We start from the raw sequence: 25,461 nt of genomic DNA, 5'->3' as shown, positions 1-25,461 counted from the left end.
GCTCCCGAAAGGGGGTTACGGCTATGCCTGTTCGTCCATTGGGGACGATATGGGAAGAGAAAAGCCATAAGGGGTTTTCGAATGTCTTTGTACGAATGCGTGTTCATCGCGCGCCAGGATATCTCCACCCCCCAGGTGGAAGCCCTGACCGACGAACTCTCCAACATCATCGCCCAGGGCGGCGGCTCGGTCTCCAAGAAGGAGTACTGGGGCCTGCGCAACATCGCCTACCGGGTGAAGAAGAATCGCAAGGGCCACTACGTCCTTCTGAACATCGATGCGCCGTCCGCCGCCGTCAAGGAGATGGAGCGCCAGATGTCCATTAACGAAGACGTGCTGCGCACCCTGACCATCCGCGTCGAGGAACTCGAAGAGGGTCCGTCGGCCATGATGCAGTCCAAGTCCCGCGACGACCGTCCCCGCCGTGGCGAGGGCGATGACCGTCCCCCGCGTGGCGACCGCGAGGATCGTCCGCGCCGCGACCGTGAACCCCGCCGTATGGAAGGAGGCGAATAATGACCGAGGTCAAGACCGAGCGTCCCCGCCCCGCCGCCGCCGCCGCTGCAGGCGGAGCCCAGCGTCGTCCGTTCTTCCGCCGCCGCAAGACCTGCCCGTTCTCGGGCGAGGGTGCGCCGAAGATCGATTACAAGGACATCAAGCTGCTGTCTCGGTTCATCTCCGAGCGTGGCAAGATCGTGCCGTCTCGCATCACCGCGGTGTCTGCCAAGAAGCAGCGTGAACTGGCCCAGGCCATCAAGCGCGCCCGCTTCCTGGGTCTGCTGCCCTATGTGGTGAAGTGAGTTCAGGTTCGGCCGGGTCACCGTGACCAGGTCGTTTGGCGTTCCGCTGGCGGCAGGATTGGTATCGTCTCTCCTGTTCCTGTCGCTGGCAAAAGGCTTTGCCGCCGGAATGCTGCTCTCTTACCTGGCGCCTCTGCCTTTGATGATGGTGGGGCTTTACCGGGGCAATGGAGCGGTTCTGTTGGCGGGTCTGGCCGCAGCGGCCGCCGTGGCGTTGACGGCAGGAGGTTTTGCCCCCTTGCCCTTCGCCGTGGTGGTCTTGCTGCCAAGCCTGGTGGTGGTCCGTCAGGCGTTGTTGTGGCGTGCGAATGCCGACAACAATGTCGAGTGGTATCCGCCGGGTCTGGTGCTGAGCTGGCTGACCGGAATTGGTTTGGCGCTGATCGCAATCGGCGCGCTGCTAATCCCGGACCGACCGGACGGCGTGGAGAATGGAGGCCTTCAGGCCTGGGTGGCCGATACCATCGGACGCACCCTGGACATGATGGCTCCCGATCTCACCCCCGGGCAGCGTAAGTCTGCCTCTGAGTGGTGGGTTCCGTTCTTCCCGGCCATGGTCGCTGGCTCGTGGTTGGCGATGGCGGTGGTGAATGCCGTGACGGCCCAGGGCTTCCTGGTCCGACTCGGCAGAAACCGGCGGCCCACTCCATCCTATCGGGAGCTCGAGCTTCCGCTGTGGCTGGGTGTGGTGCTGGCAGCCGCGATGGCCACCGGGGCCACAGCCGAGGGCGACCTCGGTTACGTGGCCCGCAGCGCGGTTCTGGTGACGCTGATGCCGTTCGGCCTTCTGGGGCTGGCGGCGGTACACGGATGGGCCGCTGGCCGGTCTAACGCAAGGTTGATCCTTGCGGGCTTATACGGAGGTCTGTTCCTGGCCTCGGCCTGGGTGTTCATTCCCGTGGCCGGCCTGGGGCTGGTGAGGTTCATGACGAGATTCCGCCGCGCCGGATCAAGCGGCGGCGGCAAGGAGGAATAAGATGGAAGTCATCCTGCTCGAGAGGATCGAGAAGCTGGGCCAGATGGGCGACGTGGTCAACGTCAAGCCCGGCTTTGCCCGCAATTTTCTGCTGCCCCAGAAGAAGGCGCTGCGCGCCTCCAAGGCCAATCTGGCCTTCTTCGAAAAGCAGCGCGTCCAGCTCGAGGCCCTGAACCTCAAGCGTCGTGACGAGGCTCAGGCCGTGGCCGACAAGATGGCTGGTCTGTCGGTGCTGATGGTCCGTCAGGCGGGCGAGAGCGGCCAGCTCTACGGCTCGGTGTCGGGCAAGGACGTGGCCGATGCGGTCAAGGCCTCGGGCTACACCATCGAGCGTCGCATGGTCAACCTGGACCAGCCGATCAAGACCCTGGGCTCCTACGGCGTGCGCGTTTCGCTCCACCCGGAAGTGTCGGTTGTGGTGACCATCAATGTCGCCCGCTCCGCCGAGGAAGCCGAGCGCGCTGCCGCCGCCGCAGCCGCCGCGACCGAGGTTGAGGAAGCCGAGGAGGCTCCGGCCGAGGAAGACGTGGCCGATGAAGTCACCGAGGAAGCCGCCGAGGCCTAAGCCTCGACATCTTTCAAAGGATGCGGCGGTCGGACTTTTCGGTCCGGCCGCCGTTTTCTTTTGCGTCACAAGAATACGTCATCCCGGAAACCCGCCAGGCTTATCCGGGATCCATACCGGGAAACGGCACCATGGATCCCGGATCTCGGCGATGCCTCGTCAGAGATGACGAAAAATAAATGGTTGCCCCCGATATCCCCGTTATCCACAGGCCGAAATAAGATGGATGCCGCATCGCTACGGCGCCGCTTCTGCTAACATGCACGGGTCATGACCGCTTTCCAGCCAGACCATCCCGCCGCCCCCACCGAGGGACTCGGCTTTCGCGTGCCCCCTCACAACTATGAGGCGGAGCAGGCCCTGCTGGGCGCCATCTTGCTGTCCAACCGCGCCTATGAACGCGTCTCGGAATTCCTGAAGGCCGAACACTTCGCCGACCCGGTGCATGGGCGCATCTTCGCCACCTGCGGCAAGCTGATCGAGCGCGGCCAGATGGCCAATCCGGTGACGCTGAAGACCTATTTCGAGAATGATGGCGGGCTGGCCGAGATCGGCGGAACCAATTATCTGGCGCAGTTGGCCAATGCCGTGGTCTCGGTGATCAATGCCGAGGATTACGGCAAGCTGGTCTTCGACCTGCATCTGCGCCGCTCGCTGATCGGCATGGGCGAGGACATGGTCAACGACGCCTTCGCCCCCGATCTGGACGTGCCGGCCATCGATCAGATCGGCAGGGCCGAGGCCAAGCTCTATGATCTGGCCACCACAGGCCAAACCGAGGGCGGGTTCGAGGATTTCAAGACCGTCCTGGTGGGCGCCATCGCCAATGCCGAGGCCGCCCACAAACGCCAGGGAAAGCTGTCGGGCGTGCCCACCGGGCTGATCGACATGGATGCCAAGCTGGGCGGCCTGCACGATTCCGACTTGATCATCCTGGCCGGACGCCCCTCCATGGGCAAGACCGCGCTGGCCACCAACATCGCCTTCAACGCCGCCTATGCCTATAAGGAAGAGGTGGACGCGCTCGGCCGCAAGAAGGGCGTCGATGGCGCCATCACCGCCTTCTTCTCCCTGGAAATGTCGTCGGAACAGTTGGCGGCCCGTATCCTGGCCGAGCAGGCCGAGATCAACAGCCACAAGATCCGCCAGGGCGAGATGTCCAACGAGGAGTTCGAGCGCCTGGTGGTGGCCGCCCAGAACCTGCATCGCCTGCCGCTGTTCATCGACGATACTCCTGCGCTGACCATCTCGGCGGTACGGACCCGTTCGCGGCGCTTGCAGCGTCAGCACGGTCTGGGCCTGATCGTTATCGATTATCTGCAATTGCTGCGGGGCTCGTCCTCCAATTCCGAGAACCGCGTGCAGGAAGTGTCCGAGATCACCCGCGGCCTGAAGGCCCTGGCCAAGGAATTGTCGGTGCCGGTGATCGCGCTCTCCCAGTTGTCGCGCGCCGTCGAACAGCGCGAGGACAAGCGGCCCCAACTGGCCGATCTGCGCGAATCGGGCTCCATCGAGCAAGACGCCGACGTGGTGATGTTCGTCTTCCGCGAACAATACTATCTAGAACGCGCCGAGCCGGGCCAGCGCCCGGAAGAGGCCCAGGAAAAATTCAACGAGCGCCATGCCAAGTGGATGCAGCGCTGCGAAGAGGTCCACAACACCGCCGAAGTGATCATCGCCAAGCAGCGTCACGGCCCCGTGGGCACCGTGCGCCTCGCTTTCCAGGGCGAATACACCAAATTCGGCAATCTGGCCGCCAGCGACCATTACGAAGAGCCACCGGGGTACTGAGCTTGCTGGACCAGACTTTCATGACCGCCCCTTATATCGTGATTGCTGCAATCCTGGCTCTGGCGACCCTGGGCGCATATCTCGTGGACAGGAGCTTGCGGGGCCCCTTGGCCCAAGCCGCTATGGAAAGCCTGCTTGCGGATCTCAGGACAGCCCGGCCCGGCACGGCCGATGCCGAGTTGATCGCCGCCATCCGCCGGGCGCCCGATCTTCCCGAACAGGCCATCGCCGCCCTGCTCCGGCATCACCCGACCCTGCCCGCCTTTTCAGGCAGTTGGAAATTCCGCTATGGCCTGCGCCGCAGTCTTGCCATGCGCCAGACATCCAAGTCCTCTCCACATCTGCGGCTGGCTGCCGCCGTCATCCTCTTGGCTATCGGCCTGCCCACCATGGTGATTGCTGGCCTGCCAGCGGCGCAATTGGTTCTTAATGCCTTTGCCATCGGATTGGATGCCACCGGTTCCCGATCGGCGGATGTCGCGCTCAACCTTTTCCTGGGCGCCATCCTCGGCTTCTTTGCCCTGGCCGGAATGGCCGTCACCGGTGTGGGACTGTGGCAACTTCGCCGTTACCTGCGGCAGCGCTGAACAGAGACTTGTCTTCGCGTGCGAAGAGAGGGATGGTGCGCACTCCGTTTTGCCTGGACAGACCATGACCGACCTTGCCCGCGCCACCGCCCTGCTGACCATCGATGTGGCGGCCATCGTCGCCAACTGGAAGCGGCTTTCCGCCCTGGTTGCCCCCGCCGAGGCTTCCGCCGTGGTCAAGGCGGATTGCTATGGGCTGGGTATGGAACACATTGCACCGGCCCTCTCCGCCGCTGGATGCCAGTCCTTCTTCGTGGCCTGCGTCAATGAAGGCATCGCCCTTCGCCGGATCCTGCCCGCCGCGGTGATCCATGTGCTGAGCGGACCTTTGGGCGGCGATGAGGGCGAGTTCGCCGCCCATAATCTGATCCCGGTCCTGAACTCCCTGGCCCAGATCACCGGCTGGGCCGGTTTTGCCAAGAAGGGCAGCGGCGCACCGGCGGCGGCCATCCATATCGACACCGGCATGAACCGCCTCGGCTTATCCGAGACCGAGTTGGAACGCCTGGCCGCCAAGCCGGAAATCACCGCCGCCATCCGCCCCATTCTGGTCATGAGCCACCTGGCCTGCGCCGATGACGCCGATTCGCCCATGAATGCCCGGCAGCTGACGACGCTGCGGCGGCTGGCATCCCATCTTCCCGCCCTGCCCCAATCCATCGCCGCCTCGTCGGGCATCTTCCTGGGCCGCGGCTTTCACTTAGGGTTGGTGCGCCCTGGCGCCGCCCTCTATGGGCTGAACCCCATGCCGGGCCGCCCCAATCCCATGAGCCAAGTGGTTAAACTGCAAGGAAAAATCGTCCAGGTCCGTGACGTTGACAGCCCCCAGACCGTTGGCTATGGTGCCACCCACCGTGTCGAGGGGAAGCGAAAGCTGGCGGTCGTGGCGGTCGGTTATGCCGATGGCTGGTTCCGGTCCCTCTCCAATCGCGGACATGGCATGATCGGGGGAATGAAGGTGCCGGTGGCCGGACGGATTTCCATGGATTTGACCACCTTCGACGTCACCGACGTCCCGGCGGAGCATGCCCATCCCGGCGCCTGGATCGAGTTGATCGGCCCGGATCTCAGCCCGGATCGTGTCGCGGACGAAGCCGGTACCATCGGCTACGAGATCCTCACCTCCCTGGGGCGCCGCCATCATCGCCGCTGGACCGGCACGGAGACGGCAAAATCATGACCTCATTCTTGGCCACCATCGGCCGGGTCTTCCTGGCATTCCTGGCCCATGTGGGGCGGCTGTCGGCCTTCACCGCCATGGCGGTGTCGCACACGGTCCGCCCGCCCTTCTATCCTCGCCTGATCCTGCGCGAATTCGTCGAGATCGGTTATTTCTCGCTGCCCGTGGTCGGCCTGACCGCCGTGTTCACCGGCATGGTGCTGGCGCTGCAATCCTATTCGGGCTTCTCGCGCTTTGCCGCCGAGGGCGCCGTGGCCACCGTGGTGGTCCTCTCGGTGACCCGCGAACTGGCGCCCGTCCTGGCCGGTCTGATGGTGGCGGGGCGCATCGGCGCCTCCATGGCCGCCGAAATCGGCACCATGCGCGTCACCGAGCAGATCGACGCCCTGACCACGCTATCGACCAATCCCTTCAAGTATCTGGTGGCGCCGCGCATCCTGGCCGGGACCCTGATGCTGCCCTTCCTGGTGCTGATCGCCGACATCATCGGCGTGTTCGGCGGCTATATCGTCGGTGTCTACAAGCTGGGCTTCAACTCGGCCACCTATATCGCGCGTACCTGGGAATTCCTCGAGCCGCTGGACGTGATCTCGGGCCTGACCAAGGCCGCCGTGTTCGGCTTCTTGATCACGCTGATGGGCTGCTATAACGGCTATTACTCCAAGGGCGGCGCCCAGGGCGTGGGCGCGGCCACCACCAATGCGGTGGTGTCCGCGGCCATCATGATCCTGGTGTTCAACTACATCATCACCGCCATGTTCTTCGGGAAATAAGCCATGAGCACTCAGCCTCCGAAGATCGAGCTTACCGGTGTCCACAAGGCCTTTGGCCCCAAAGTGGTGCTGGATGGCATAGACCTCAGTGTTGCCAAGGGCGAGTCCGTGGTGGTGATCGGCGGCTCGGGCACCGGTAAGTCGGTGATGCTGAAATGCATCCTGGGCCTGCTGCGCCCCGAGACCGGCTCCATCAGGATCGATGGCGAAGAGGTCGTCGGCATGGGGGCCAAGGACCGCGACCGCATCATGAAGAAGTTCGGCATGCTGTTTCAGGGCGGTGCCCTGTTCGACTCGCTGAAGGTCTGGGAGAACGTGGCCTTCGGCCTGATCCAGGGCCAGAAGATGGAGCGGGCCAAGGCCCGCGACATCGCCATCGAGAAGCTGGCCCAGGTGGGTCTTGCCGCCTCCACCGGCGAATTGTCGCCGTCGGAACTGTCGGGCGGCATGCAAAAGCGCGTCTCCCTGGCGCGCGCCATCGCCACCAACCCGGAAATCATCTTCTTCGACGAGCCCACCACCGGGCTGGACCCCATCATGGCCGACGTGATCAACGACCTGATCGTCAAGTGCTGCAAGGAAGTGGGCGCCACGGCGCTGTCCATCACCCACGACATGGCCTCGGCCCGCAAGATCTCCGACCGCATCGCCATGCTTTATAAGGGCAAGCTGATCTGGGTCGGCGCCGCGCGTGACATCGACCATTCCGGCAACGAGTTCGTCGACCAGTTCATCCACGGTCGCGCCGTGGGGCCGATCACCATGGAACTCAGGGCTTAGGGCAATTTAGGAATGGCGGAATAGGGATTGTCCGCCCCCAGGAACCGGGCATAACGGCTGCGGATCGCCTTGCGGGTGCCATCGGCTTCCATGGAGAGATAAGCCGCCCGCAAACGGGTCAAGACCTCCGGATTGGTTCCGCGGCTGGCGATGGCGCAAAAGGGAAATTGCTTGATGGGGATGCTCCTGACCGAGTTCAGGGGGATATTCTTGGCCTCCATCAGATAGTAGGCGGAAGATTCGAAGGTGGCCCAAGCCTCGACCCGCCCGCGCACCAACATTTCCGCCACCTGCCAATTTTCGCTGGCAAGCTGGAGATCATATCCCAGTTCGGTGAAGTGCTTCTTCAAGGTGTATCCCAAAAAGGCGCCGATACTGGCGGATCGCGGAATGTCCTCCAGGCGGTTATAGGGACTGTCGGCCTTGACGAGCAGGGCGTGGGATGCCGTTTCAAAGCAGAAGGGCCAATGGGAGGATCCGTAGCGGACCACCGCTTCCGGGGTCAAGGTGCCCGCAATGATGAAATTCGGGGTTCCGTGCAGCAATTCCGTCGCGCGGACAACCGGAAAATCCTCGATGGAAAAGGACAAGCCAGCCCGGCGCACGGCCTCTTTAAGGATGTCCAGGCTGTAGCCAGTCTGTTGGGAATTTTCAGCAAAACCGAATGGAGGGTAGTCATAGGCGCCGATGGTCACGGCAGGTACAGACACCTCTTGCGCGATCACGCCCCGGGTGATCAGACCAGTCATCGCGAACACCAATAGGCAGCGCCACACTTGACGGATACCCATATCCCCCCCTTCCAATCGGAGAATCATCCCCGGAAGGCAAATGGATGTCCAGCCCCAAAACTTTGAAATGGCATTGCGGGCTTTTCATTTGTTGCCCCAATGTTCCCATGTTACTGTCCTTTTACCGGAATCGCGTCTCGGCGAGGAAAACAGCTCTCTTGGCCAAAGCCCCCTCCTCCCAATTCGTCTGCCAGGATTGCGGTGCCGTCACCCGCAAATGGGCGGGCAAGTGCGAATCGTGCGGCGCCTGGAACTCCATCACCGAGGAAGCGGCGCGCGAAGAAGTGCCCAAGGGCCTGACGGCGGGCAAGGGCAAGCGCATCGAGTTCGTTGGGCTGGAGGGCTCATCCGCGCCGCTGTCGCGCTGGCTGACCGGCATCGGTGAGCTTGACAGGGTGTGCGGCGGCGGGCTGGTGCCTGGGTCCTGCCTGTTGGTGGGCGGCGATCCCGGTATCGGCAAGTCCACCCTTTTGCTTCAGGCCACGGCACGGCTTTCCGCCCAGGTTTCCGTCGCCTATATCTCGGGCGAAGAAGCGGTGGATCAGGTGCGCATGCGCGCCGCCCGTTTGGGCTATGCCAAGGCCAATGTGGCACTGGCCTCGGCCGGGTCCTTGCGCGACATCATCGCCTCCCTGGATCAGCCCGACGCCCCCCAGGTGGTGGTCATCGATTCCATCCAGACCGTCTATGCCGACAACATCGAATCGGCGCCCGGCACGGTCAGTCAGGTCCGCGCCTGCGCCGCCGAACTGATCCGGCTGGCCAAGCGCCGGGGCTTCGTGCTGTTCCTGGTGGGCCATGTCACCAAGGAAGGCACCATCGCCGGGCCCCGCGTGCTGGAACACATGGTCGACACCGTCCTTTATTTCGAGGGCGACCGGGGCCATCAGTTCCGCATCCTGCGTGCGGTCAAGAACCGCTTTGGCGCCACAGACGAGATCGGGGTGTTCGAGATGACCGAAGGCGGGCTGTCGGAGGTGGCCAATCCGTCTGCCCTGTTCCTGGCCGAGCGGCGCGGCAATGTGTCGGGGTCTTGCGTCTTCGCGGGCATGGAGGGCACGCGCCCCATGCTGGTGGAAATCCAGGCCCTGGTGGCGCCAAGCTCGCTGTCCTCGCCCCGGCGCGCCGTGGTAGGCTGGGACACTAACCGTTTGTCCATGGTGCTGGCGGTGCTTGATGCCCGCTGTGGGCTTGCTTTGTCGGGAAATGACGTTTATTTGAACGTCGCCGGAGGATTGCGGATCGCCGAGCCTGCCGCCGACCTTGCGGTCGCCGCGGCGCTGGTGTCGTCCGCGTCCGATGTGCCCGTTCCCGCCGACATGGTCGTGTTCGGCGAGATCGGGCTGTCTGGCGAGGTCCGGGCGGTGGCCCAGGCCGATACCCGCCTGAAGGAAGCCGCCAAGCTGGGCTTCGATCAGGCGCTGGTACCGGCCCGGCCGCGCAAGGACAAGGGCGGAGGAGCAGCGGGCGCGGCGTCGCCTCTCGCCATCCGCTCCATAGGCCATTTGCAGGACGTGCTGGGGCTGTTCCGGCACGAGTGACCGGATTAAGCCGACGAGTTGGGCTTCTTGCCCAGCGAGGAGTTGCGGCCAAAGGCCGGCGCGCCAGCCGGCTTCGCTGGCAAATTTTGCGATCGCACGCCTGCGCGTGCGGGGCGCGGGAGCCAAGCGCGCTTAAGGCGCGCGCCCGGCGCCTGAGGGACACCAGGCAGGCTGCAAGAGCAGCCTGCCGTATAACAGGAAGAGGCCATGGGGAACCTCAACACCACCGCTGTCGACATTGTGGTCGCCGTGGTGCTGCTCGGCTCGGCGGGCTTTGCCTTCCTGCGCGGCTTTGTCCAGGAAGTGCTGTCCATCACCTCCTGGGTGGGCGCTGTCTTCGCCGCCCTGTATGGCTTTCCCCATGCCCAGCCCTTCTTCCGCTCCCATATCGGCAGCACCATCGTGGCCGATATTGCCGCCGGGGCCTGTCTGTTCCTGGTCACCTTGCTGATACTGTCGCTGTTAACCAAGCGGGTCTCGGACACGGTGAAGCGAAGCGCGCTGAACTCGGTGGATTCGTCCCTGGGCTTCGTCTTCGGCCTGGCGCGCGGCGCGGTGCTGGTGTCGCTGGCCTATATGTCGGCGGCCTGGCTGTTCGACAGCCCCGAGCAGCAGCCCGACTGGCTGGCCCAGAGCCGCTCGCGTCCCTGGCTGATGCGCGGTGCCGCCACCCTTCAGAGCCTCGCCCCCGAAGGTCTGGGCAAGGCCGAGGGCAAGGCCGAGGGCAAGGCCAAGGAGGCCTCTTCCGAAGCCCGCCAGTTGATGGAAGCCGAAAAGACCTTCCAGAAATTCATTTCGCCCCAGCCCGCCGCAGCCAACGCCCATCCGGCCGCTGATGGCAAGGCGCCGGGCAAACCCGCCGCAAAACCCGATCAGACCTATGACAATGAAAGCCGGACCCAGATGGAACGGCTGATCCGCACCCAGCAATAACCTTCCGCCCGAACCGAAGCCCCCCCCCGCAGCGAAACCAGGACCTAAATCCCATGCTGACCACCCACCCCTTCGACGACGACCATCTCCGCGAGGAATGCGGCGTGTTCGGCATTTTCGGCCATCCGGAAGCGGCGGCCCATGTGGCGCTGGGGCTTCACGCCCTTCAGCATCGCGGCCAGGAAGCGGCGGGCATCGTCTCCTATGACGGCACGACTTTTCACAACCACCGTGGCCTTGGCCATGTGGAGGATAATTTCGGGTCCGAATCGGTCATCCGCAAGCTGAAGGGTTCCATGGCGGTGGGCCATGTGCGCTATTCCACCACGGGCGAGACCCTGCTGCGCAATGTGCAGCCGCTTTTCGCCGAGATGGAATTCGGCGGTCTGGCGCTGGGCCATAACGGCAATCTCACCAATGCCATGGCGCTGCGCCGCCAGTTGGTGCGGCGCGGCTGCCTGTTCCAATCCACCACCGATACCGAGGTGATCATCCACCTCATCGCCATCAGCCTGTATTCCACCGTCGAGGACCGCCTGATCGACGCGCTGCGCCAGATCGAGGGCGCCTATTCCCTGGTGGCGGCCACCACCGACGCGGTGTTCGGCGTGCGCGATCCGTTGGGCATCCGTCCGCTCTGTCTGGGCCGGTTGGATAAGGCCTGGATTCTGGCGTCTGAATCCTGCGCGCTCGACATCATCGGCGCCGAGTTCGTCCGCGATGTAGAACCGGGCGAGATCGTGGTGTTGTCGGCCGAGGGCATCCGTTCGGTCAAGCCCTTCACCAAGCGTCCGTCACGCCTGTGCATCTTCGAATACATCTACTTCGCCCGGCCCGATTCCGTGGTGGAAGGCACCAGCGTCTACGAGGCCAGAAAGCGCATCGGCTCGGAACTGGCCCGCGAAAGCCAGGTGGATGCCGACGTGGTGGTGCCGGTTCCCGATTCCGGCGTGCCCGCGGCCATCGGCTTTGCCGCCGAGGCCGGGATTCCCTTCGAACTGGGCATCATCCGCAACCATTATGTGGGCCGCACCTTCATTCAGCCCACCGACAGCGTGCGTCATACCGGCGTCAAGATGAAGCATAACGCCAACCGGGCGACCCTGGCGGGCAAGCGCGTCATCCTGGTCGATGATTCCATCGTGCGCGGCACCACCAGCCGCAAGATCGTCGAAATGGTGCGCCAGGCTGGTGCCACCGAGGTGCACATGCGCATCTCCAGCCCGCCGACCACCTATTCCTGCTATTTCGGCATCGACACGCCCGAGCGCGAGAAGCTGCTGGCGGCGCGCTACGACGTGGACGGCATGGCCAAATTGATCGGCGTGGATTCGCTGGCCTTCATCTCCATCGACGGCCTGTACCGCGCGGTGGGCGAACCGGGCCGCAATTCGGCCGAGCCGCAGTTCTGTGACGCCTGCTTCACCGGCGACTATCCGGTGGAGCCCACCGACTACATCAACGCCAAGACCGACACCAAGCAGCTTTCCCTGCTGGCCGAGGACAGCCACTGATGACCGGGCCTCTCGAGGGCCGCGTGGCGCTGGTGACCGGCGCCTCGCGCGGGATTGGCGCGGCCGTGGCAAGACGTCTGGCCGCCGAGGGGGCCGAAATCGTCGCCATCGCCCGCACGCAAGGGGCGCTGGAGGAACTGGACGACCAGATCCGGTCAATGGGCGGCAAGCCGCTGGTCCTGGTGCCCGAGGATCTGCGCAAGCCCGGCCTCATCGAACAGGTCGCCGCCGCCATCTTTCAGCGCTTTGGCCGCCTGGATATCCTGGTGGGCAATGCGGGCGCCATCGGCGGCGGACTTACCCCCGTCGCTCAGCACTCTCCCGATGATTGGGAAGAGGCCTTCGCCGTCAACGTCACCGCCAACTGGCGGCTGATCCGCGCCTGTGACCCCTTGCTGCGCATGGCGCCCCTGGGACGCGCGGTCTTCACCACATCGGGCGCGGCTCAGGGCGCCGAGCCGTTCTGGGGAGCCTATGCCGCCAGTCAGGCGGCTCTGGAAACCATGGTCCGCACCTGGGCCGCCGAGATCGCCAAGGTGACTGCGGTCAAGGCCAACCTGCTCGACCCCGGCGTGGTGGCCACCCGGCTGCGCTCCATCGCCTTTCCCGGCGAAGATCCGTCGAAACTGGCACAACCGGACGACGTGGCTGGCGCTTTTCTCGAGCTTTGCCTGCCGGGCTGCACCCGCCATGGTGAGGTCATCCGAACTAGTCCGTAAGGTTTATCCCCTAGGGTTTTCCCAAGCTCCGTCACAATCAGTCACGGCGTGACGGAACAGGCTTGCGCCCTGCCCCGATCATGAGCTATCCCCATTGGGATTGGGGGGCGTTACGAGATCACCTGGGGGGTGATCCGGTCACGGTTTCTGGGAAGGAGCGGCCACCAAGGCCGACAGGACGCGCATGACGGGTTCCGATCCGCGAGAGGGGGCAAAAACCTTTGAGACGAAGGTTGCCAGCCTTATTGCGGCCACGCGCCACCTGGAAATCCCCCATATCCTGATGCTGCGCCGTATGACGCTGAAGGACCCCGAGGCGCGCAAATGGGCCAATGAGAAGCAACTCAGTGTGGTCTTCTCGGTGATTCTCACCAAATCCATCGAACGCTACGGTTTGGGCAAGCTCAAGGAAGCGCGCGAGCGTAACTTCCAGTCCCTGCTGCCCCCCGGCGATGGCCGCGAGGAGGATCTGCGCGTCCTGGCCGACATCGCCATGCAATTGCTGGGGCCGCCCCAGATGACCGAGGCGGAAAGCGCCCAGGCGGGCTTCCAGGCGCTGCTGGCGCGTGGCGCCATCGCCGCGCCCACCCGCACCGTCCGCTCGCAGGCCCCGGTGCGCGAGCCCCCGCCCCTGTTCGCCGCCCAGTTGGGTTCCCCCGGAGACCGCATGGGCAAGATGATGCCCAAGTTCCAGGCCCCGCTGCCCGGCGCGCCGACCAGCGGTGCTAACGAACCGGACAAGCCCTTCACCGATTTCCCCACCCTGTTCGACGACACCATCTGCGCTTATACCGAGAAGATTCTCAGCATTTTCCGCATCAGCCAGCCGTCGCGGGGACTGCGCCTGCCTTTCCTGCTGGCTCCCGAATTCGGCGTGGCCTACCGCGAGGTTCTGAACAAGTTTGTTTTGCCGCAGATGCGCCAGACCCGGCACATGCAGACCCTGGCCCACAGCTACAACTGGGCCGAAGTCGGCGGCGAGAAGATCATCGAGATCATGCAGGGCAGCGAGGTCAACAATCCCATCTTGCACAATTGGGATGCCCGCTGGGCCTCGTTCCGCGGGGCCAAGGCGCCCAAAGGCAAGAAGGCCCCGCCGCAAAAGCCCGAGGACAATCCCTGGCCGCTGTTCCGCGAGGATGCGACGCGCAGCAATTACGAGCCGCCCAATGAGGACAACCTGATCCTGCTGCAGGATCTGATCCGCTTCGAAGCCGATGTCATGGCCAAGTGCTGGCGGGAACTGAGCCAGCTTTACACCCAGGAATTCGCTCCCTCGGGCCGCATGGATCAGGCCCGCGAGGGTGCCTTCCGCGACGGCCTGATGAAATGGACTTCCAAGCTGCCCGATTACGTGGGCGAGCATTTGGCCATGAGGGCCCATTTCGAATTCGAACGCCTGGACGGCACCTGGATGCGCAGGCTGCTGGCCAATTTCGGCCGCACCGATTCCGAACGGCGGCGCAACGCCCCCTTCCTCACCGAATTCGTGCTGCAGCTGAGCGACTGACGGCTCCAGATCACTGCGTGACGGGGCTTTCCGCCCCGACCCGATCAGGGGCTCAGCCCCTGAAACCCCAGTTAATTTATTGATGGAAAGAAAAGGGGGTCTGGGGCTTGGTCCCAGGCCGGTGCGGGCGGCAGCCCGACCGCCAAGCGGGACTTTGTCGCAAGCCCGCTACCGCAACGCCGTTCCCACATCCAGGCTTGCCGGGCGCGAGACCGGTCCCGCCCGGGTGGATTTGGCGGCGCCCAGGCGGACCGCCAACGGGCGCAGGGCATCGATCCCGGTGGCCACTCCGGCTTCACCCTGGGAGGGGATCACCGCCACATTGACCGCCACCAGACGCAGTTCGCCCTCGCTCCAGCCCAGGACCGGGCCGCCCGACTCGCCCTGGACCGCATCGCAGTCATGGATGAAGACGCCGGGCAGCGCCTGACGGGTCAGATGACAGCCCAGATGGGCCAGCGGCACCTGGGCCTTGTCGCGGCCATAGCCCGCCACCGCCACCTTCATGCCCGCCTGGGGCGCGCCCAGCGCGATCCAGCCGATCTCATCGCCCAGGGGCTCTTCAAGCTCCATCAGCGCCCAGTCGTCGGCCCGGCTGGCCAAGCCACGGGATTCACCGTCCAGCACCCAGTTGGGGGCGGCATGGATGGCCGCGACCTTGGAGACACGCAGATATTCCCCCCGGTCCCATCCCGCCACGAAGGTGAATGACGAAACGGGAAAGGGCTTTTGGGTCCGGCTGTTCCACAGGCAATGGGCGGCGGTGGCGATCAGGCGCGGCCCGATCAGGCTGGCGCTGCAATGGCCACTGAAGAAATTGAGCCGCCCCATGGCGCTCCAGGGGAATTCCTGCGCCGCCATGCGGACCCGCTGGTCCTCATCGCCCTTGATGCCGTGCAATTGCCGCGTCTCGGCCCCGGCAGGCATGGCGAGCAGCAGTACCAGCAACAGGGCGACCAGCCCCCTCATGGCAACAAACGCTCGCGGATCACCCGGGCGACCTCCTGGGCGGCATTGAGACGGGGACGTTCCCACCCCTCCAGGGATGCCGCCCCATCCAACGGCCGGGCCAGACCGGCCTGATAAAGCTGGGCATGCAGGCGGGCATGCTTGGCCGCCACCCAGCCCTCGGGCGCCCAGAGAAAGACGGGGGCATCCGCCGCGCAGGCCTCGCAGCACATGGAGACGGAATCACCCGTGACGATGATTGCATCGGCCAGGGCCAGGAAGCCGAAATAAGGATTCTCGCCGCCTTGGGAATACAGGTGCAGCCAGCGCGGCTCGGGCAATGCCGCCGCCAGGGCCGTTTCCTGATTGGCGCCGGTGCGGCGGCTGGTGGTGAGCAGGACCGAACCACCCGCCTTGGCGGCCAGCCGGGCGACGCTGCGGCCCAAGGTTTCGGCCATCTCTGCCGGAAAGGGCCGGTTCTTGGTGGCGCCGCCCACGATCACCGCCACCCAGGGGCGCGGCAGATGGGCGAATGCCGGAGCCCACTTTTCCGCCTCGGCGGCCAGACGCTGGGGCGTCACCCGATGGGGCGCCCCCAGCACCGCCATCACATTGCCGCCAGCCTTGCGGCCATCATGGGCGGGAGAGACGATCAGGTCGAAATCTCCCCGCCCGGGAAAGCCGGGATCCATGATCTGCACCAGCCGGGCCCCGCATTGCCGCTTGATCCAGCGCGCCACGGGCGCGGTACGCCGCCCGGCGGCGATCACCAGACGCGGCCAGGGGGCGGCGAGACCGGCCCGGCTCTCATCCGTCACACCGGTCAGCCCGGCTCCGCGCAAAAGATTGGGCAGGCGCGCCAGCCGGTCATAGCGCAGTGTCTTTACCGCGAAGCTCCGCCCCAGCGCCTCGGCCACCCCCAGGCATTGGGCCACATTGCCAGCCCGATCATCGGCCAGCACCCAGATTTCGGCTGCGTCGGTCATCCCTGAAGTCATGGCGACAAGCTCGGCGAAATGGCCGGGCTTTGCAAGCCCTCCCGTCGTATTTGTGGACGCGAGAGCGTTTACCCCCTATATTTGGAAGGACCTTTCGTGAAGCGGAACAAGCCATGTTCGCCGACAACACATTGACCCCCAAGGAAGCCGTGCGCCTGTGCGCGCTGGGAACCATCGCGTCCCAGCCCATGCGCTACAGCGAACTGGCCGGGTCGGTGCGGCACTTCACCAGCCGGATCATGGGCCCCAGCCTGGAATTGATGGGCATCTCCATCGAATTGCTGCGCTATGAAGGGCTGGTCGAGGCCGTGGACGACGGCCAGGGCATGGAAGACGATGCCATGCTTGCCATCTCGGCGGCCGGGCGGCGCGAATTGCACAGCCTGCTGACCGCCCGGCTTCGCCCCGGCTCGGACCTGTCCAAGCTGGTGGTGGCGTTGAAGATGCGCTTCCTCGGCCTGATGGAGGCGGAGGAACGCGCCCACCAGATCGACCTGCTGATCGAAGGCGTCGACAGCGAACTGGCCCGCCTTGCCGATCTGCGCGGCAGCGATGGCGAGGGTGGCAGCGCCCTGGCGGCATGGCTGGACCATGACATGGCCCTGCTGGAAAGCCGTCTGGCCTGGCTGGAAGACTTCCGCGCCCGCCTCTAGGCCCCAAGCTTGGTGCGGACGAATGCCCTGACATGGGCGGTTTTCGCCTCGGTAACCAGCGCCGCCGATGCCGCGAACGCCACACACACCAAAACCGCTCCAAACCATGTGGCGTAGGACCCTATCCGCCTGGGGTCCAGCGGATAAAGCGCGTCGTAATTGGCCTCCACCCAGCCAGTATAAAGCAGCAGCACCGGCCAATGGGTCAGGTAGAGGGTAAAGGAAAATCCGGCCAACCGCCGCCCCCAATCGGCCGAACGACCTGGATGGCCCGAAGACGGTTTATGGGCCGCCGTCGCCAGGAAGAGAACCAGAGCCATGGCGATCAAGGCATCGCGCAGCCAGAAAATGCCGTCCAGAATGTGACTACGCGACACAAGCAAAGCCGCCCCAAACAGAGCCAGAGCCGCCCATCGCCCGGTCACGGGGCGCGGCAACCAGAACACCATCATCCCCGCCGCCCAAAAGGGCAGATAGAGCAGGACGTTCTGGCTGTTCCATGAATCGGCAAGCAGCAACAGCGCCGCCACGGCGATTCCGGCTCCCAAGGCAAGGCGGCTTCCCCGCCAAGCCAGCACCGCCGCCAACCCCAGGGCGTAGTACCAGAACTCGTTGGCCAGACTCCACAAAGGCATGTTGCAGGCCGTATTGCGCACCAGGATATGCTGGAGGTAGAACACCGCCCCCAGCCATTCCGAGACCCCATCACCTTGGCAGTAGCCAAGCGCCGCCACGCCATAACTCAAGGCCAGGGCCGGAATCAGCACGACGTAAAGCCGCGACAGCCGATCGATGACATAGGCCCGCAGGGGAAATTCGGAACGCCCGGCATAGTCCAGCAATTTACCGCCGACCAGAAGACCGCTGATGACGAAAAAGCAGATGACCGCCTCGTTCTGCAGATTGGTCAGGGCGTAAAAAACCTTTCCGGCCAGTCCCAGATCGGGAAACTGGACATAGGGCAGGAACAGCGCGTTGCGGGAATGGCCGCACAGGACTGCGAAAGCCGAAAGCCATCGCACATGATCCAGAAGCACCGAAAATCCAGGTCTTTCTACGATGGCATAATTGGGCAATGCGGCCGTCCCCGGCATTCAGAGGGTTGATCTTGCAACACACCAGTTCCAGGAATGGCCGTCAACACCCGTCCCTGCACGGGATCGGCTTGTGCATCCGTCGCTTTATGGATATTCGTTGAGGACAGCTGAGAGTTGGGAGAACGCAGCATGACGAAACTCGCCGGGGCATCCCCCTCGACGGGTCAGACGGCGGAGCACAAGGGCCACCGGGAAAGGCTGCGCTCCCGCTTTCTCGATGCCCCCGAGGCCCTGCCCGACTATGAATTGCTGGAACTTCTGCTGGGCGCCGCCATTCCGCAGAGGGACACCAAACCGCTGGCCAAGGCGCTGATCAAACGCTTTGGCAGTTTCGCCGACGTGATCACCGCCGATGTGGAAGACCTCAAGACCATCGACGGCATCAAGGACGTGGCCGCCGCTGTTCTGAAAGTAGTGCGCGAAGCCGCCATCCGGCTGGCCCGCGCCCCGGTGCTCAATAATTCGGTGATCTCCAGTTGGGACGTGCTGCTCGATTACTGCCGCACCGCCATGAACACCTTGCCCACGGAACAGTTCCGCCTGCTCTTTCTCGACCGCAAGAACACCCTGATCGCCGACGAGGTCCAGCAGACCGGAACCGTGGATCATACCCCGCTCTACCCGCGCGAGGTTGTTAAACGCGCCCTGGCTCTTCACGCCAGCGCCATAGTGATGGTTCATAATCACCCGAGCGGCGACCCCAAGCCGTCGCGGGCCGACATGGAGATGACCCGCGCCGTCAAGGACGCCCTGGCCGCCGTGGGTATCGCGCTTCACGACCATGTGGTGGTCGGACGCAAGGGCCATTCAAGCTTCAAGGCCATGGGGCTGCTATAGCCCTCTCGCCCCTTCCCGGGAGGGCATTACCCTTTATCCCCGCTTGTGGTATCGCCCGTTCAGGTTATCCTGACCGCATCTGATGCAGTCACGGGGGAACGTCGATGCTGGTTTCCGATATCCTTGCCAAGAAGGGCAATAAGATTTTCAAGATCCTGCCTTCCAAGGCCATGATCGACGCCGTCCAGGGGATGGCGGCCTTCAAGGTGGGCGCGGTTCTGGTGGTGGACGAGAAGGACAATACCCTGGGAATCTTCACCGAGCGCGACGTCACCCGCTGTCTGGCCGCCCACGGCGCCCCCGTCCTGGCGGAACCGGTCGGCGATCACATGACCCGCAATCCGCTGACCTGCCAGGGAAGCGACACGGTGGCCTCGGTGATGAGCACCATGTCCACCCATCACTTCCGCCACATGCCAGTCATGGATAATGGCCAGATGAAGGGCATCGTCTCCATCCGCGATCTGGTGTCCAACAGCCTAGAACGCGCCGAATTCGAGGCCGAAGCCATGCGAGCCTACGTCACCGCGGGCTGACGCAGACAATTGCCACAAGGGGAAAGCCCCTCTCCTTGGCGGGAGAGGGGCTTTTTTCGTCAGGGCAGATAGCGCGCCAGATTGCGGCGGATGCGATCCTTGACCGTCTCTGCTGATGACGGCGCCTCAAAGGGCAAGCCAGTCACCGTCTCGAACAGCGAGATGTACTTGGCGGAAAACTCCACCAGGGTGTCGTCGGGAATGACCGGAATGGGCTGGGTATAGGGATCGCAACGCGCGGCGATCCAGATGCGCAGGAATTCCTTGTCCAGGCTTTCCGGCTCCTCAGCCCGAGCATGGCGCCCGGCATAGCTGTCGGCCTTCCAATAGCGGCTGGAATCAGGGGTCAGGATCTCGTCGGCCAGCGTAATGCGCCCCTGCCCGTCCACCCCGAACTCGAACTTGGTGTCCACCAGGATCAGCCCGTGCTTTGCCGCGATCTCGCGCCCACGGGCAAACAGGGCCAGGGACAGGCGCGCCAGTTCGTCCCACTGAGCCTGGGTGAGAAGCCCGCGCGCCACCACATCGGCGGGCGAAATGGGGGCGTCATGGCCGCCAACATCGGCCTTGGTGGTGGGCGTCAGGATGGTCAAAGGCAGTTTGTCGTTCTTCACCATGCCGTCGGCGAAGTCGAGGCCGTACATATTCCGCCGCCCCGCCTTGTACATGGACCAGATGGAGGTGTCGGTGGAGCCCGTCAGATAGTCGCGCACCACCATCTCGATGGGCAGCATGTCCAGACGCTTGCCCACCACCACATTGGGGTCGGGATATTCGATCACATGGTTGGGGCAGATATCCTTGGTCGCCTCGAACCAAAAGCGTGCCGTCTGAGTCAGGACCTGCCCCTTGAACGGCACCGCCGCCAGCACCTGATCAAAGGCGCTCTGGCGATCTGTGGAAATCAGGATGCGCCGCCCGTCGGGCAGGTCATAGTTCTCGCGCACCTTGCCACGATAGTAGTTGGGCAGTTCGGGGAACTCGGCTTCGGTAAGCACGCCGGGGATGGCGGCGCGGATCGCGGCGGCTAAGAGCATGTCCAGACATCCAAGAAAAATGGGCTGCCTTTATCGCATTCCCGAGGGCTGCGGGCAAGGGAGCGGCCTAGTTTGGAAAGAGTCTCGATTATATTGTTGTGCAGCACAACAGTTTTTGTTCCCAACAATGCCCTTGACGAATGCTGGCGACTGCCTCACAGTCATATGCATCAAAGTCGCCAAAGAGCGACCCAGGAGGCTTTCGACTGCGAAAGGGACGTCCCAATGTCTGACAACACCACGAGTCTGTCCGCGTCACGGACCATTACCCGCCGCCAGTTCACCACGGCCGCGGCGGCCGGTGCCTTGGTCACCAGCACCGGATTGCCGCTGCGCTCTGCCAGGGCCGCCACGCCGCTGAAGTTGGGCGTTCTGCTGCCCCGCTCCGGCCACCTTGCCCTGATCGGCCAGGCCTGCCAGCGCGGCGCCGAGATCGGCCTGCCCATGCTGAAGGACATGGGTTATTCGGTCGAATTGATGAATGCCGACACCGAGTCCAACCCGGATGTGGGGCGCACCCAGGCGGAAAAGCTGATCCGCGAAGGCGCCAACATGCTGATGGGCTGTTTCGATTCCGCCACCACCCTGGCGGTGGCTGGCGTGGCCGAGGCCAAGGGCGTGCCTTTCGTGGTCAACATCGCCTCCGAGCCCAAGCTGACCGAGCAGGGTTTCAAGTATGTATTCCGCAATTTTCCCTCGGCCGGCATGCTGGGCAAGGGCGGACTGCTGCTCTACAAGGACATCTTCGCCGCCACCGGCGTGACCCCCAAGACCGCCGTCCTGCTGCATATCAACGACAGTTTCGGCATGGCCATGCTGGGCGGCATCAATGCCCTGATGCCCAAGCTCGACATGCCGTTCACCATCGTCGAGACCATCGCCTACGATCCCAAGGCCCGTGACCTGTCCATCGAGGTGTCCAAGGCCAAGGCGGCCAAGGCCGACTTCATCATGACGGTGACGCGCCTCAACGACGCCATCTTGCTGGTCCGCGAAATGGTCAAGCAGCAGGTGGAGACCATGGGCATCATCAGCCCCGGCGCTCCCGGCATGTACGACAAGCAGTTCTTCAAGGCCTTGGGCAAATACGCCGAATACTGCACCACCAATGTGCCGTGGTTCGACCCCAAGCAGGAAATGGCCAAGTCTCTGGAAAAGACCTTCGAGAAGGCCTTCCCCGAGGAAAGCTGCGACCTCAATGTCGGCTTCACCTTCGAGGCCGTGCTGATCGCCGCCGACGCCCATAAGCGGGCCGGTTCCAACGATCCGCAGGCGCTGACCGAGGCACTGCGCACCACCAATCTCAGCCAGCGCGTCATGCTGGGCGGCGCCATCAAGTTCGAGGCCAATGGCCAGAACATGAACCTGATCTCGGCGGCGGTGCAGAATCTGGGCGGCAAGCCGACGGTGACTTTGCCCGCCGCTTCGGCCGAAGCCAAGCCCATCTTCCCCATGCCGCCCTTCAAGGGACGCGGCTAGGACCTCTGAACGTTCCGGGCGGATGAACCTTCTTCATTCGCCCGGAATTCAGGGCTCACGGGAAATCGCTTGGGCAGGAGCCGGGATGGACGCCACTTTCTTCATGAACGTGATCAGCGCCGGTCTGTTGACCGGTCTGGTCTACGGCCTGATGGCCCTGGGGCTGTCGGTAATTTTCGGCGTTATGCGCGTGGTCAATTTTGCCCATGGCGACATGATGGTGGTGGCCATGTATGCCGCCTTCCTGCTTTACACCAAGATGGGAATCGAACCGGTGCCAGCCCTGCCGCTGGTGGCCGGTTTGCTGTTCGTGGTCGGCTATCTGCTGCAGCGCTTTTTGATCAACCACTTCCTGGGCGTCACCGAGCATATCCAGTTCCTGCTGCTGCTCTCGGTGGCCATGATCATCACCAATATCGTCCTCATGGTGTTCGGCCCCGATGCCCGCAACATCCAGCTTGACGCCAGCTTCGAGAGCTACTCGCTGGGGCCGCTGGTGCTGGACAAGGTGCGTGTCACCGCCGCCTTCACCGCGGGCGGCGTGGCCGCCCTGCTTTGGGCCTTCTTTAAGTACACCACCACGGGAACCGCCATCCGCGCCTGTGCCGACAATCCGGTGGGCGCCCGCGTGGTGGGCCTTAACGTTGAGAAGCTTTACGCCATCACGTTTGGCATCGGCACCGCTTGCGTCGGCGCCGCCGGTTGCCTGCTTCTGCTGCTGGTGGACGTGCATCCCCATCTATCATCCGACTACACCTTGCTGGGCTTTATCATTGTCATCCTGGGAGGCCTGGGCAGCCTGGGCGGCGCCCTGCTGGGCGGCATTCTGGTGGGCCTGTCCGAGGCCCTGTCGGGCGTGCTGATCGCGCCCTCCTTGAAAAGCATGTTCAGCTTCGGCCTTTTGATCCTGGTCCTCTTGCTGCGTCCGCAAGGCATCCTGGGGAAGAAGCCATGAGCGCCCTTTTCCAAGACCGCCGCGCGGTCCTGCTCCTCGGGCTGCTGGCCATTCTCGCCCTGGCGCCGCTCACGGCGGGCGATTACGTGCTGTCGATCCTGATCACCGTCCTGCTCCAGGCCTATCTGGGCATGAGCTGGAACGTGATGATGGGTTTCGCCGGGCAGTTCTCCCTGGGCCACGCCCTTTATGTGGGCCTGGGGGCCTATGCCGGGGGAGCGCTGTTCGTCCATTACGGCACGCCGCCCTGGATCGGCGCCTTCGCCGGAATGGCGGTCTCGGCCGCTGTGGGCGCGGTGATCGGTACGCTGGGCTTCCGCTTCAAGGTGATGGGCGTCTATTTCGCCCTGCTGACCATAGCCTTCGCCGAGTTCACCCGTGTTCTGTTCGACCATTGGGGCTGGGTGGGAGCTTCCTCGGGCCTGTTCCTGCCGCCCGCCCCCAACAACAGCCCGAACAATCTGTGGCTGCTGCGCGGCTCGACCACCATGTTCTACTACGTGATCTTAGGGATGACGGCGGCGGCCTTCTGGTTCTGCCGGACGCTGCTGATGCGCCGCATCGGCTATTACTGGCAGGCCATCCGCGAGGATCAGGACGCCGCCGACGCGTTGGGCATCGATGTCTTCAAGAACAAGATGATCGCCGTGCTGATCTCGGCGGCCATGACCAGCCTGGGCGGCATGTTCCTGGCCTTCTTCAACAACAATCTCTATCCCGAGAGCATCTTCTCCATGCATCGCTCCATCGAGCTGATGTTGGGGACCATCATCGGCGGCATCGGCACCCTGTTCGGGCCGATCCTGGGCGCCGTGGTGCTGACCGCTCTGGGCGAGGGCCTGACCATCCTGGGCGCCCATATCGGTATCGACGGCGTCAAGCAGATCGCCTACGGCATTTGTCTGATGCTGATCCTGGTCTTGAAGCCGGGCGGGCTGTGGCCGTGGCTGCGCAAGGCTCTGCGCCTGGAGGGAGACGGACGATGAATACCGCCGCCACTCCCATGCTCAGTGTCGAGAATTTGGGCAAGAGCTTCCGCGGTCTGCGGGCCGTCAATCAGGTCGAGTTCACCGTGCCCCGTGGCGACATCGTCGCCCTGATCGGCCCCAACGGCGCGGGCAAGACCACCACCTTCAACCTGATCGCGGGCGCCCTTCCGCCCAGCGACGGCAAGGTGGTGCTGGATGGCCACGACATCACCGGGCTGGGCCAGGCGGCCATCTGCCGCGCCGGAGTGGGCCGCACCTTCCAGATCGTCAAGCCCTTCGCTGGCCTCTCCGTGGAAGAGAACGTCATGGTGGGCGCGCTGCGCCACGACAATGGCGATGTGGAAAAGGCTCGCGCCGCGTCGCGCGCCATCCTCGATCTGCTCGAACTTGGTGATCGGGCCAAGGACCCGGCCCAGACCCTGACCCTGCCCGACCGCAAGCGCCTGGAAGTGGCCAAGGCCCTTGCCACACGGCCCAAGCTCTTGCTGCTCGACGAAGTGATGGCGGGTTTGCGTCCGGTGGAATGCGACCGCATGGTGGCCATCCTCACCGGCCTCAACAAGGAAACCGGGCTGACCATTCTGCTCATCGAACATGTCATGCGCGCCGTCATGGCGCTGTCCGACCATGTGGTGGTGCTCCATCACGGCGAGAAAATCGCCGAGGGAACTCCGGCCGAAGTCACCAGCCATCCCAAGGTGCTGGAATGCTATCTGGGAGAGGATCACGAATGATGCTGGAAGTCCGTGATCTCGACCTCCATTACGGCGACGCCCAGGCCCTGGACGGCGTGTCCCTCGACGTGGCCGAGGGCGAGGTGGTGGCCATCATCGGCGCCAATGGCGCGGGCAAGACCTCGCTGATCCGCGCCATCGCTGGCATGAAGAGACCGTCGCGCGGCACCATCTCCTTCGAGGGCCAGAACATCACCGGCCGGGCCAGTTCCATCATCTGCGATCTGGGCGTGGCCCAGGTGGCCGAAGGCCGCCAGATCTTCCCCAGTATGAGCGTGCGCGAAAACCTGGACATGGGCGCCGTTCTGCCGCGCGCCAAGGCCAAGCGCAAGGAGACGCTGGAACGCTGCTACGAGATGTTCCCAAAGCTCAAGGTGCGCTCGGATCAGGCCGCCGGAACGCTGTCGGGCGGCGAACAGCAGATGCTGGCCATCGGCCGCTGCCTGATGGGCCAACCCCGCCTGATGATGTTCGACGAACCCTCGCTGGGCCTGGCGCCCGCCGTGGTCAGCGAGATGTTCAAGATCATCAAGACCCTGCACGCCGAGGGCATGACGGTCATCCTGGTGGAACAGAACGTATCAGCCTCGCTGAAGCTGGCCGACCGAGGCTATGTGCTGGAAAACGGCCGCGTGGTGCTTTCGGGCACCGGCAGCGGCCTTTTGAACGATGACGGAGTCCGTCAGGCCTATCTCGGCCTGTAGAAGACCCCGCAGGGAAGACAAGAAGAGCGGTCCT

General features: G+C 64.1%; 27 protein-coding genes. 22 read left to right on the top strand and 5 right to left on the bottom strand.

The features are described 5' to 3' along the window. The first annotated feature begins 81 nt into the window (after positions 1–81). The 9 genes from rpsF to CCC_RS08940 all read left to right on the top strand — a co-directional run bounded on the left by rpsF (position 82) and on the right by CCC_RS08940 (position 7,452). Positions 82–516, top strand: a complete 435-nt coding sequence (rpsF, locus tag CCC_RS08980) for a 30S ribosomal protein S6 (protein ID WP_041040939.1) — start codon at positions 82–84, stop codon at positions 514–516. Further along, positions 516–800 (top strand): 30S ribosomal protein S18, encoded by a 285-nt coding sequence (rpsR, locus tag CCC_RS08975; RefSeq protein WP_041040937.1) that lies wholly within the window; start codon positions 516–518, stop codon positions 798–800. The genes rpsF and rpsR overlap by 1 nt, the downstream gene beginning before the upstream one ends. Before the next feature lie 22 nt (positions 801–822). Beyond that, on the top strand, positions 823–1,776 hold the full coding sequence (locus tag CCC_RS08970) for a hypothetical protein (RefSeq protein ID WP_041040935.1): 954 nt from the start codon (positions 823–825) through the stop codon (positions 1,774–1,776). 1 nt (position 1,777) lies between these two features. Further along, positions 1,778–2,341: a 50S ribosomal protein L9 gene (gene rplI / locus CCC_RS08965; RefSeq protein ID WP_009868622.1), complete on the top strand. Its 564-nt coding sequence runs from the start codon at positions 1,778–1,780 to the stop codon at positions 2,339–2,341. Positions 2,342–2,611: 270 nt separating this feature from the next. Then, positions 2,612–4,132: a replicative DNA helicase gene (locus CCC_RS08960; RefSeq protein ID WP_041040933.1), complete on the top strand. Its 1,521-nt coding sequence runs from the start codon at positions 2,612–2,614 to the stop codon at positions 4,130–4,132. A 20-nt stretch (positions 4,133–4,152) separates the two neighbouring features. Continuing rightward, entirely contained in the window at positions 4,153–4,719 is a 567-nt protein-coding gene (locus CCC_RS08955) for a hypothetical protein (RefSeq protein ID WP_152619746.1), read from the top strand. A 64-nt stretch (positions 4,720–4,783) separates the two neighbouring features. Further along, positions 4,784–5,899 carry an alanine racemase gene (alr, locus tag CCC_RS08950; RefSeq protein WP_009868626.1) on the top strand — a complete coding sequence of 372 codons (1,116 nt, stop codon included), beginning with the start codon at positions 4,784–4,786 and terminating at the stop codon, positions 5,897–5,899. Beyond that, positions 5,896–6,672, top strand: coding sequence for an MlaE family ABC transporter permease (locus CCC_RS08945; RefSeq protein WP_009868627.1), 777 nt, complete (start codon positions 5,896–5,898; stop codon positions 6,670–6,672). Before alr ends, CCC_RS08945 begins: the two co-directional genes overlap by 4 nt. Before the next feature lie 3 nt (positions 6,673–6,675). Continuing rightward, positions 6,676–7,452 carry an ABC transporter ATP-binding protein gene (locus CCC_RS08940; protein ID WP_041040932.1) on the top strand — a complete coding sequence of 259 codons (777 nt, stop codon included), beginning with the start codon at positions 6,676–6,678 and terminating at the stop codon, positions 7,450–7,452. On the opposite strand, the gene CCC_RS08935 is transcribed toward CCC_RS08940, so the two are convergent. Further along, positions 7,449–8,201, bottom strand: coding sequence for a substrate-binding periplasmic protein (locus CCC_RS08935; RefSeq protein ID WP_160295530.1), 753 nt, complete (start codon positions 8,199–8,201; stop codon positions 7,449–7,451). The genes CCC_RS08940 and CCC_RS08935 overlap by 4 nt on opposite strands. Positions 8,202–8,401: 200 nt before the next feature. Here CCC_RS08935 and radA point away from each other — a divergent pair, with 200 nt between their 5' ends. The 5 genes from radA (at position 8,402) to CCC_RS08910 (ending at position 14,460) form a co-directional block, all read left to right on the top strand. Then, positions 8,402–9,784 carry a DNA repair protein RadA gene (radA, locus tag CCC_RS08930; RefSeq protein WP_041040929.1) on the top strand — a complete coding sequence of 461 codons (1,383 nt, stop codon included), beginning with the start codon at positions 8,402–8,404 and terminating at the stop codon, positions 9,782–9,784. A 207-nt stretch (positions 9,785–9,991) separates the two neighbouring features. Then, a complete protein-coding gene (locus tag CCC_RS08925) occupies positions 9,992–10,717 on the top strand; it encodes a CvpA family protein (RefSeq protein WP_009868631.1) in 726 nt (241 codons plus the stop codon). Positions 10,718–10,770: 53 nt separating this feature from the next. Next, entirely contained in the window at positions 10,771–12,231 is a 1,461-nt protein-coding gene (gene purF / locus CCC_RS08920; protein ID WP_009868632.1) for an amidophosphoribosyltransferase, read from the top strand. After that, entirely contained in the window at positions 12,231–12,950 is a 720-nt protein-coding gene (locus CCC_RS08915) for an SDR family NAD(P)-dependent oxidoreductase (protein ID WP_009868633.1), read from the top strand. The genes purF and CCC_RS08915 overlap by 1 nt, the downstream gene beginning before the upstream one ends. A 283-nt stretch (positions 12,951–13,233) precedes the next feature. Beyond that, positions 13,234–14,460, top strand: coding sequence for a hypothetical protein (locus CCC_RS08910; protein WP_236686344.1), 1,227 nt, complete (start codon positions 13,234–13,236; stop codon positions 14,458–14,460). Positions 14,461–14,628: 168 nt separating this feature from the next. On the opposite strand, the gene CCC_RS08905 is transcribed toward CCC_RS08910, so the two are convergent. Both CCC_RS08905 and CCC_RS08900 read right to left on the bottom strand, forming a co-directional pair. Then, on the bottom strand, positions 14,629–15,429 hold the full coding sequence (locus tag CCC_RS08905; RefSeq protein ID WP_009868635.1) for a trypsin-like serine peptidase: 801 nt from the start codon (positions 15,427–15,429) through the stop codon (positions 14,629–14,631). Continuing rightward, positions 15,426–16,394 (bottom strand): mitochondrial fission ELM1 family protein, encoded by a 969-nt coding sequence (locus CCC_RS08900; RefSeq protein WP_009868636.1) that lies wholly within the window; start codon positions 16,392–16,394, stop codon positions 15,426–15,428. The genes CCC_RS08905 and CCC_RS08900 overlap by 4 nt, the downstream gene beginning before the upstream one ends. 125 nt (positions 16,395–16,519) lie before the next feature. Between CCC_RS08900 and CCC_RS08895 the strand changes: the two genes are divergently transcribed. Beyond that, the gene (locus tag CCC_RS08895; protein WP_009868637.1) at positions 16,520–17,059 is read left to right on the top strand and encodes a transcriptional regulator; all 540 of its coding nucleotides are present in this window, start codon (positions 16,520–16,522) and stop codon (positions 17,057–17,059) included. On the opposite strand, the gene CCC_RS21155 is transcribed toward CCC_RS08895, so the two are convergent. Next, complete coding sequence (locus tag CCC_RS21155) at positions 17,056–18,096, bottom strand: acyltransferase family protein (protein WP_009868638.1); 1,041 nt, start codon at positions 18,094–18,096, stop codon at positions 17,056–17,058. The genes CCC_RS08895 and CCC_RS21155 overlap by 4 nt on opposite strands. A 189-nt stretch (positions 18,097–18,285) precedes the next feature. Between CCC_RS21155 and radC the strand changes: the two genes are divergently transcribed. Together radC and CCC_RS08880 are read left to right on the top strand one after the other, a co-directional pair. Beyond that, complete coding sequence (gene radC, locus CCC_RS08885) at positions 18,286–18,993, top strand: RadC family protein (protein ID WP_052473057.1); 708 nt, start codon at positions 18,286–18,288, stop codon at positions 18,991–18,993. 104 nt (positions 18,994–19,097) lie between these two features. Further along, positions 19,098–19,529, top strand: a complete 432-nt coding sequence (locus CCC_RS08880) for a CBS domain-containing protein (RefSeq protein WP_009867623.1) — start codon at positions 19,098–19,100, stop codon at positions 19,527–19,529. A gap of 59 nt (positions 19,530–19,588) precedes the next feature. On the opposite strand, the gene CCC_RS08875 is transcribed toward CCC_RS08880, so the two are convergent. After that, complete coding sequence (locus CCC_RS08875; RefSeq protein WP_009867622.1) at positions 19,589–20,566, bottom strand: phosphoribosylaminoimidazolesuccinocarboxamide synthase; 978 nt, start codon at positions 20,564–20,566, stop codon at positions 19,589–19,591. Between the two features lie 225 nt (positions 20,567–20,791). Here CCC_RS08875 and CCC_RS08870 point away from each other — a divergent pair, with 225 nt between their 5' ends. From CCC_RS08870 to CCC_RS08850, 5 genes are all read left to right on the top strand, one after another. Further along, positions 20,792–22,045, top strand: coding sequence for an ABC transporter substrate-binding protein (locus tag CCC_RS08870; RefSeq protein WP_009867621.1), 1,254 nt, complete (start codon positions 20,792–20,794; stop codon positions 22,043–22,045). An 85-nt stretch (positions 22,046–22,130) separates the two neighbouring features. Further along, positions 22,131–23,000 carry a branched-chain amino acid ABC transporter permease gene (locus tag CCC_RS08865; protein WP_009867620.1) on the top strand — a complete coding sequence of 290 codons (870 nt, stop codon included), beginning with the start codon at positions 22,131–22,133 and terminating at the stop codon, positions 22,998–23,000. Then, a complete protein-coding gene (locus tag CCC_RS08860; RefSeq protein ID WP_009867619.1) occupies positions 22,997–23,986 on the top strand; it encodes a branched-chain amino acid ABC transporter permease in 990 nt (329 codons plus the stop codon). Before CCC_RS08865 ends, CCC_RS08860 begins: the two co-directional genes overlap by 4 nt. Continuing rightward, complete coding sequence (locus CCC_RS08855) at positions 23,983–24,723, top strand: ABC transporter ATP-binding protein (protein WP_009867618.1); 741 nt, start codon at positions 23,983–23,985, stop codon at positions 24,721–24,723. The genes CCC_RS08860 and CCC_RS08855 overlap by 4 nt, the downstream gene beginning before the upstream one ends. Beyond that, complete coding sequence (locus tag CCC_RS08850; RefSeq protein WP_041040922.1) at positions 24,723–25,427, top strand: ABC transporter ATP-binding protein; 705 nt, start codon at positions 24,723–24,725, stop codon at positions 25,425–25,427. Before CCC_RS08855 ends, CCC_RS08850 begins: the two co-directional genes overlap by 1 nt. The last annotated feature ends 34 nt before the right edge of the window (positions 25,428–25,461 follow it).

This window comes from Paramagnetospirillum magnetotacticum MS-1, from assembly GCF_000829825.1.
Classification (GTDB): domain Bacteria; phylum Pseudomonadota; class Alphaproteobacteria; order Rhodospirillales; family Magnetospirillaceae; genus Phaeospirillum; species Phaeospirillum magnetotacticum.
Note: the sequence above shows the minus strand (reverse complement) of the source record. Positions and strands in the feature narration are given on the sequence as shown.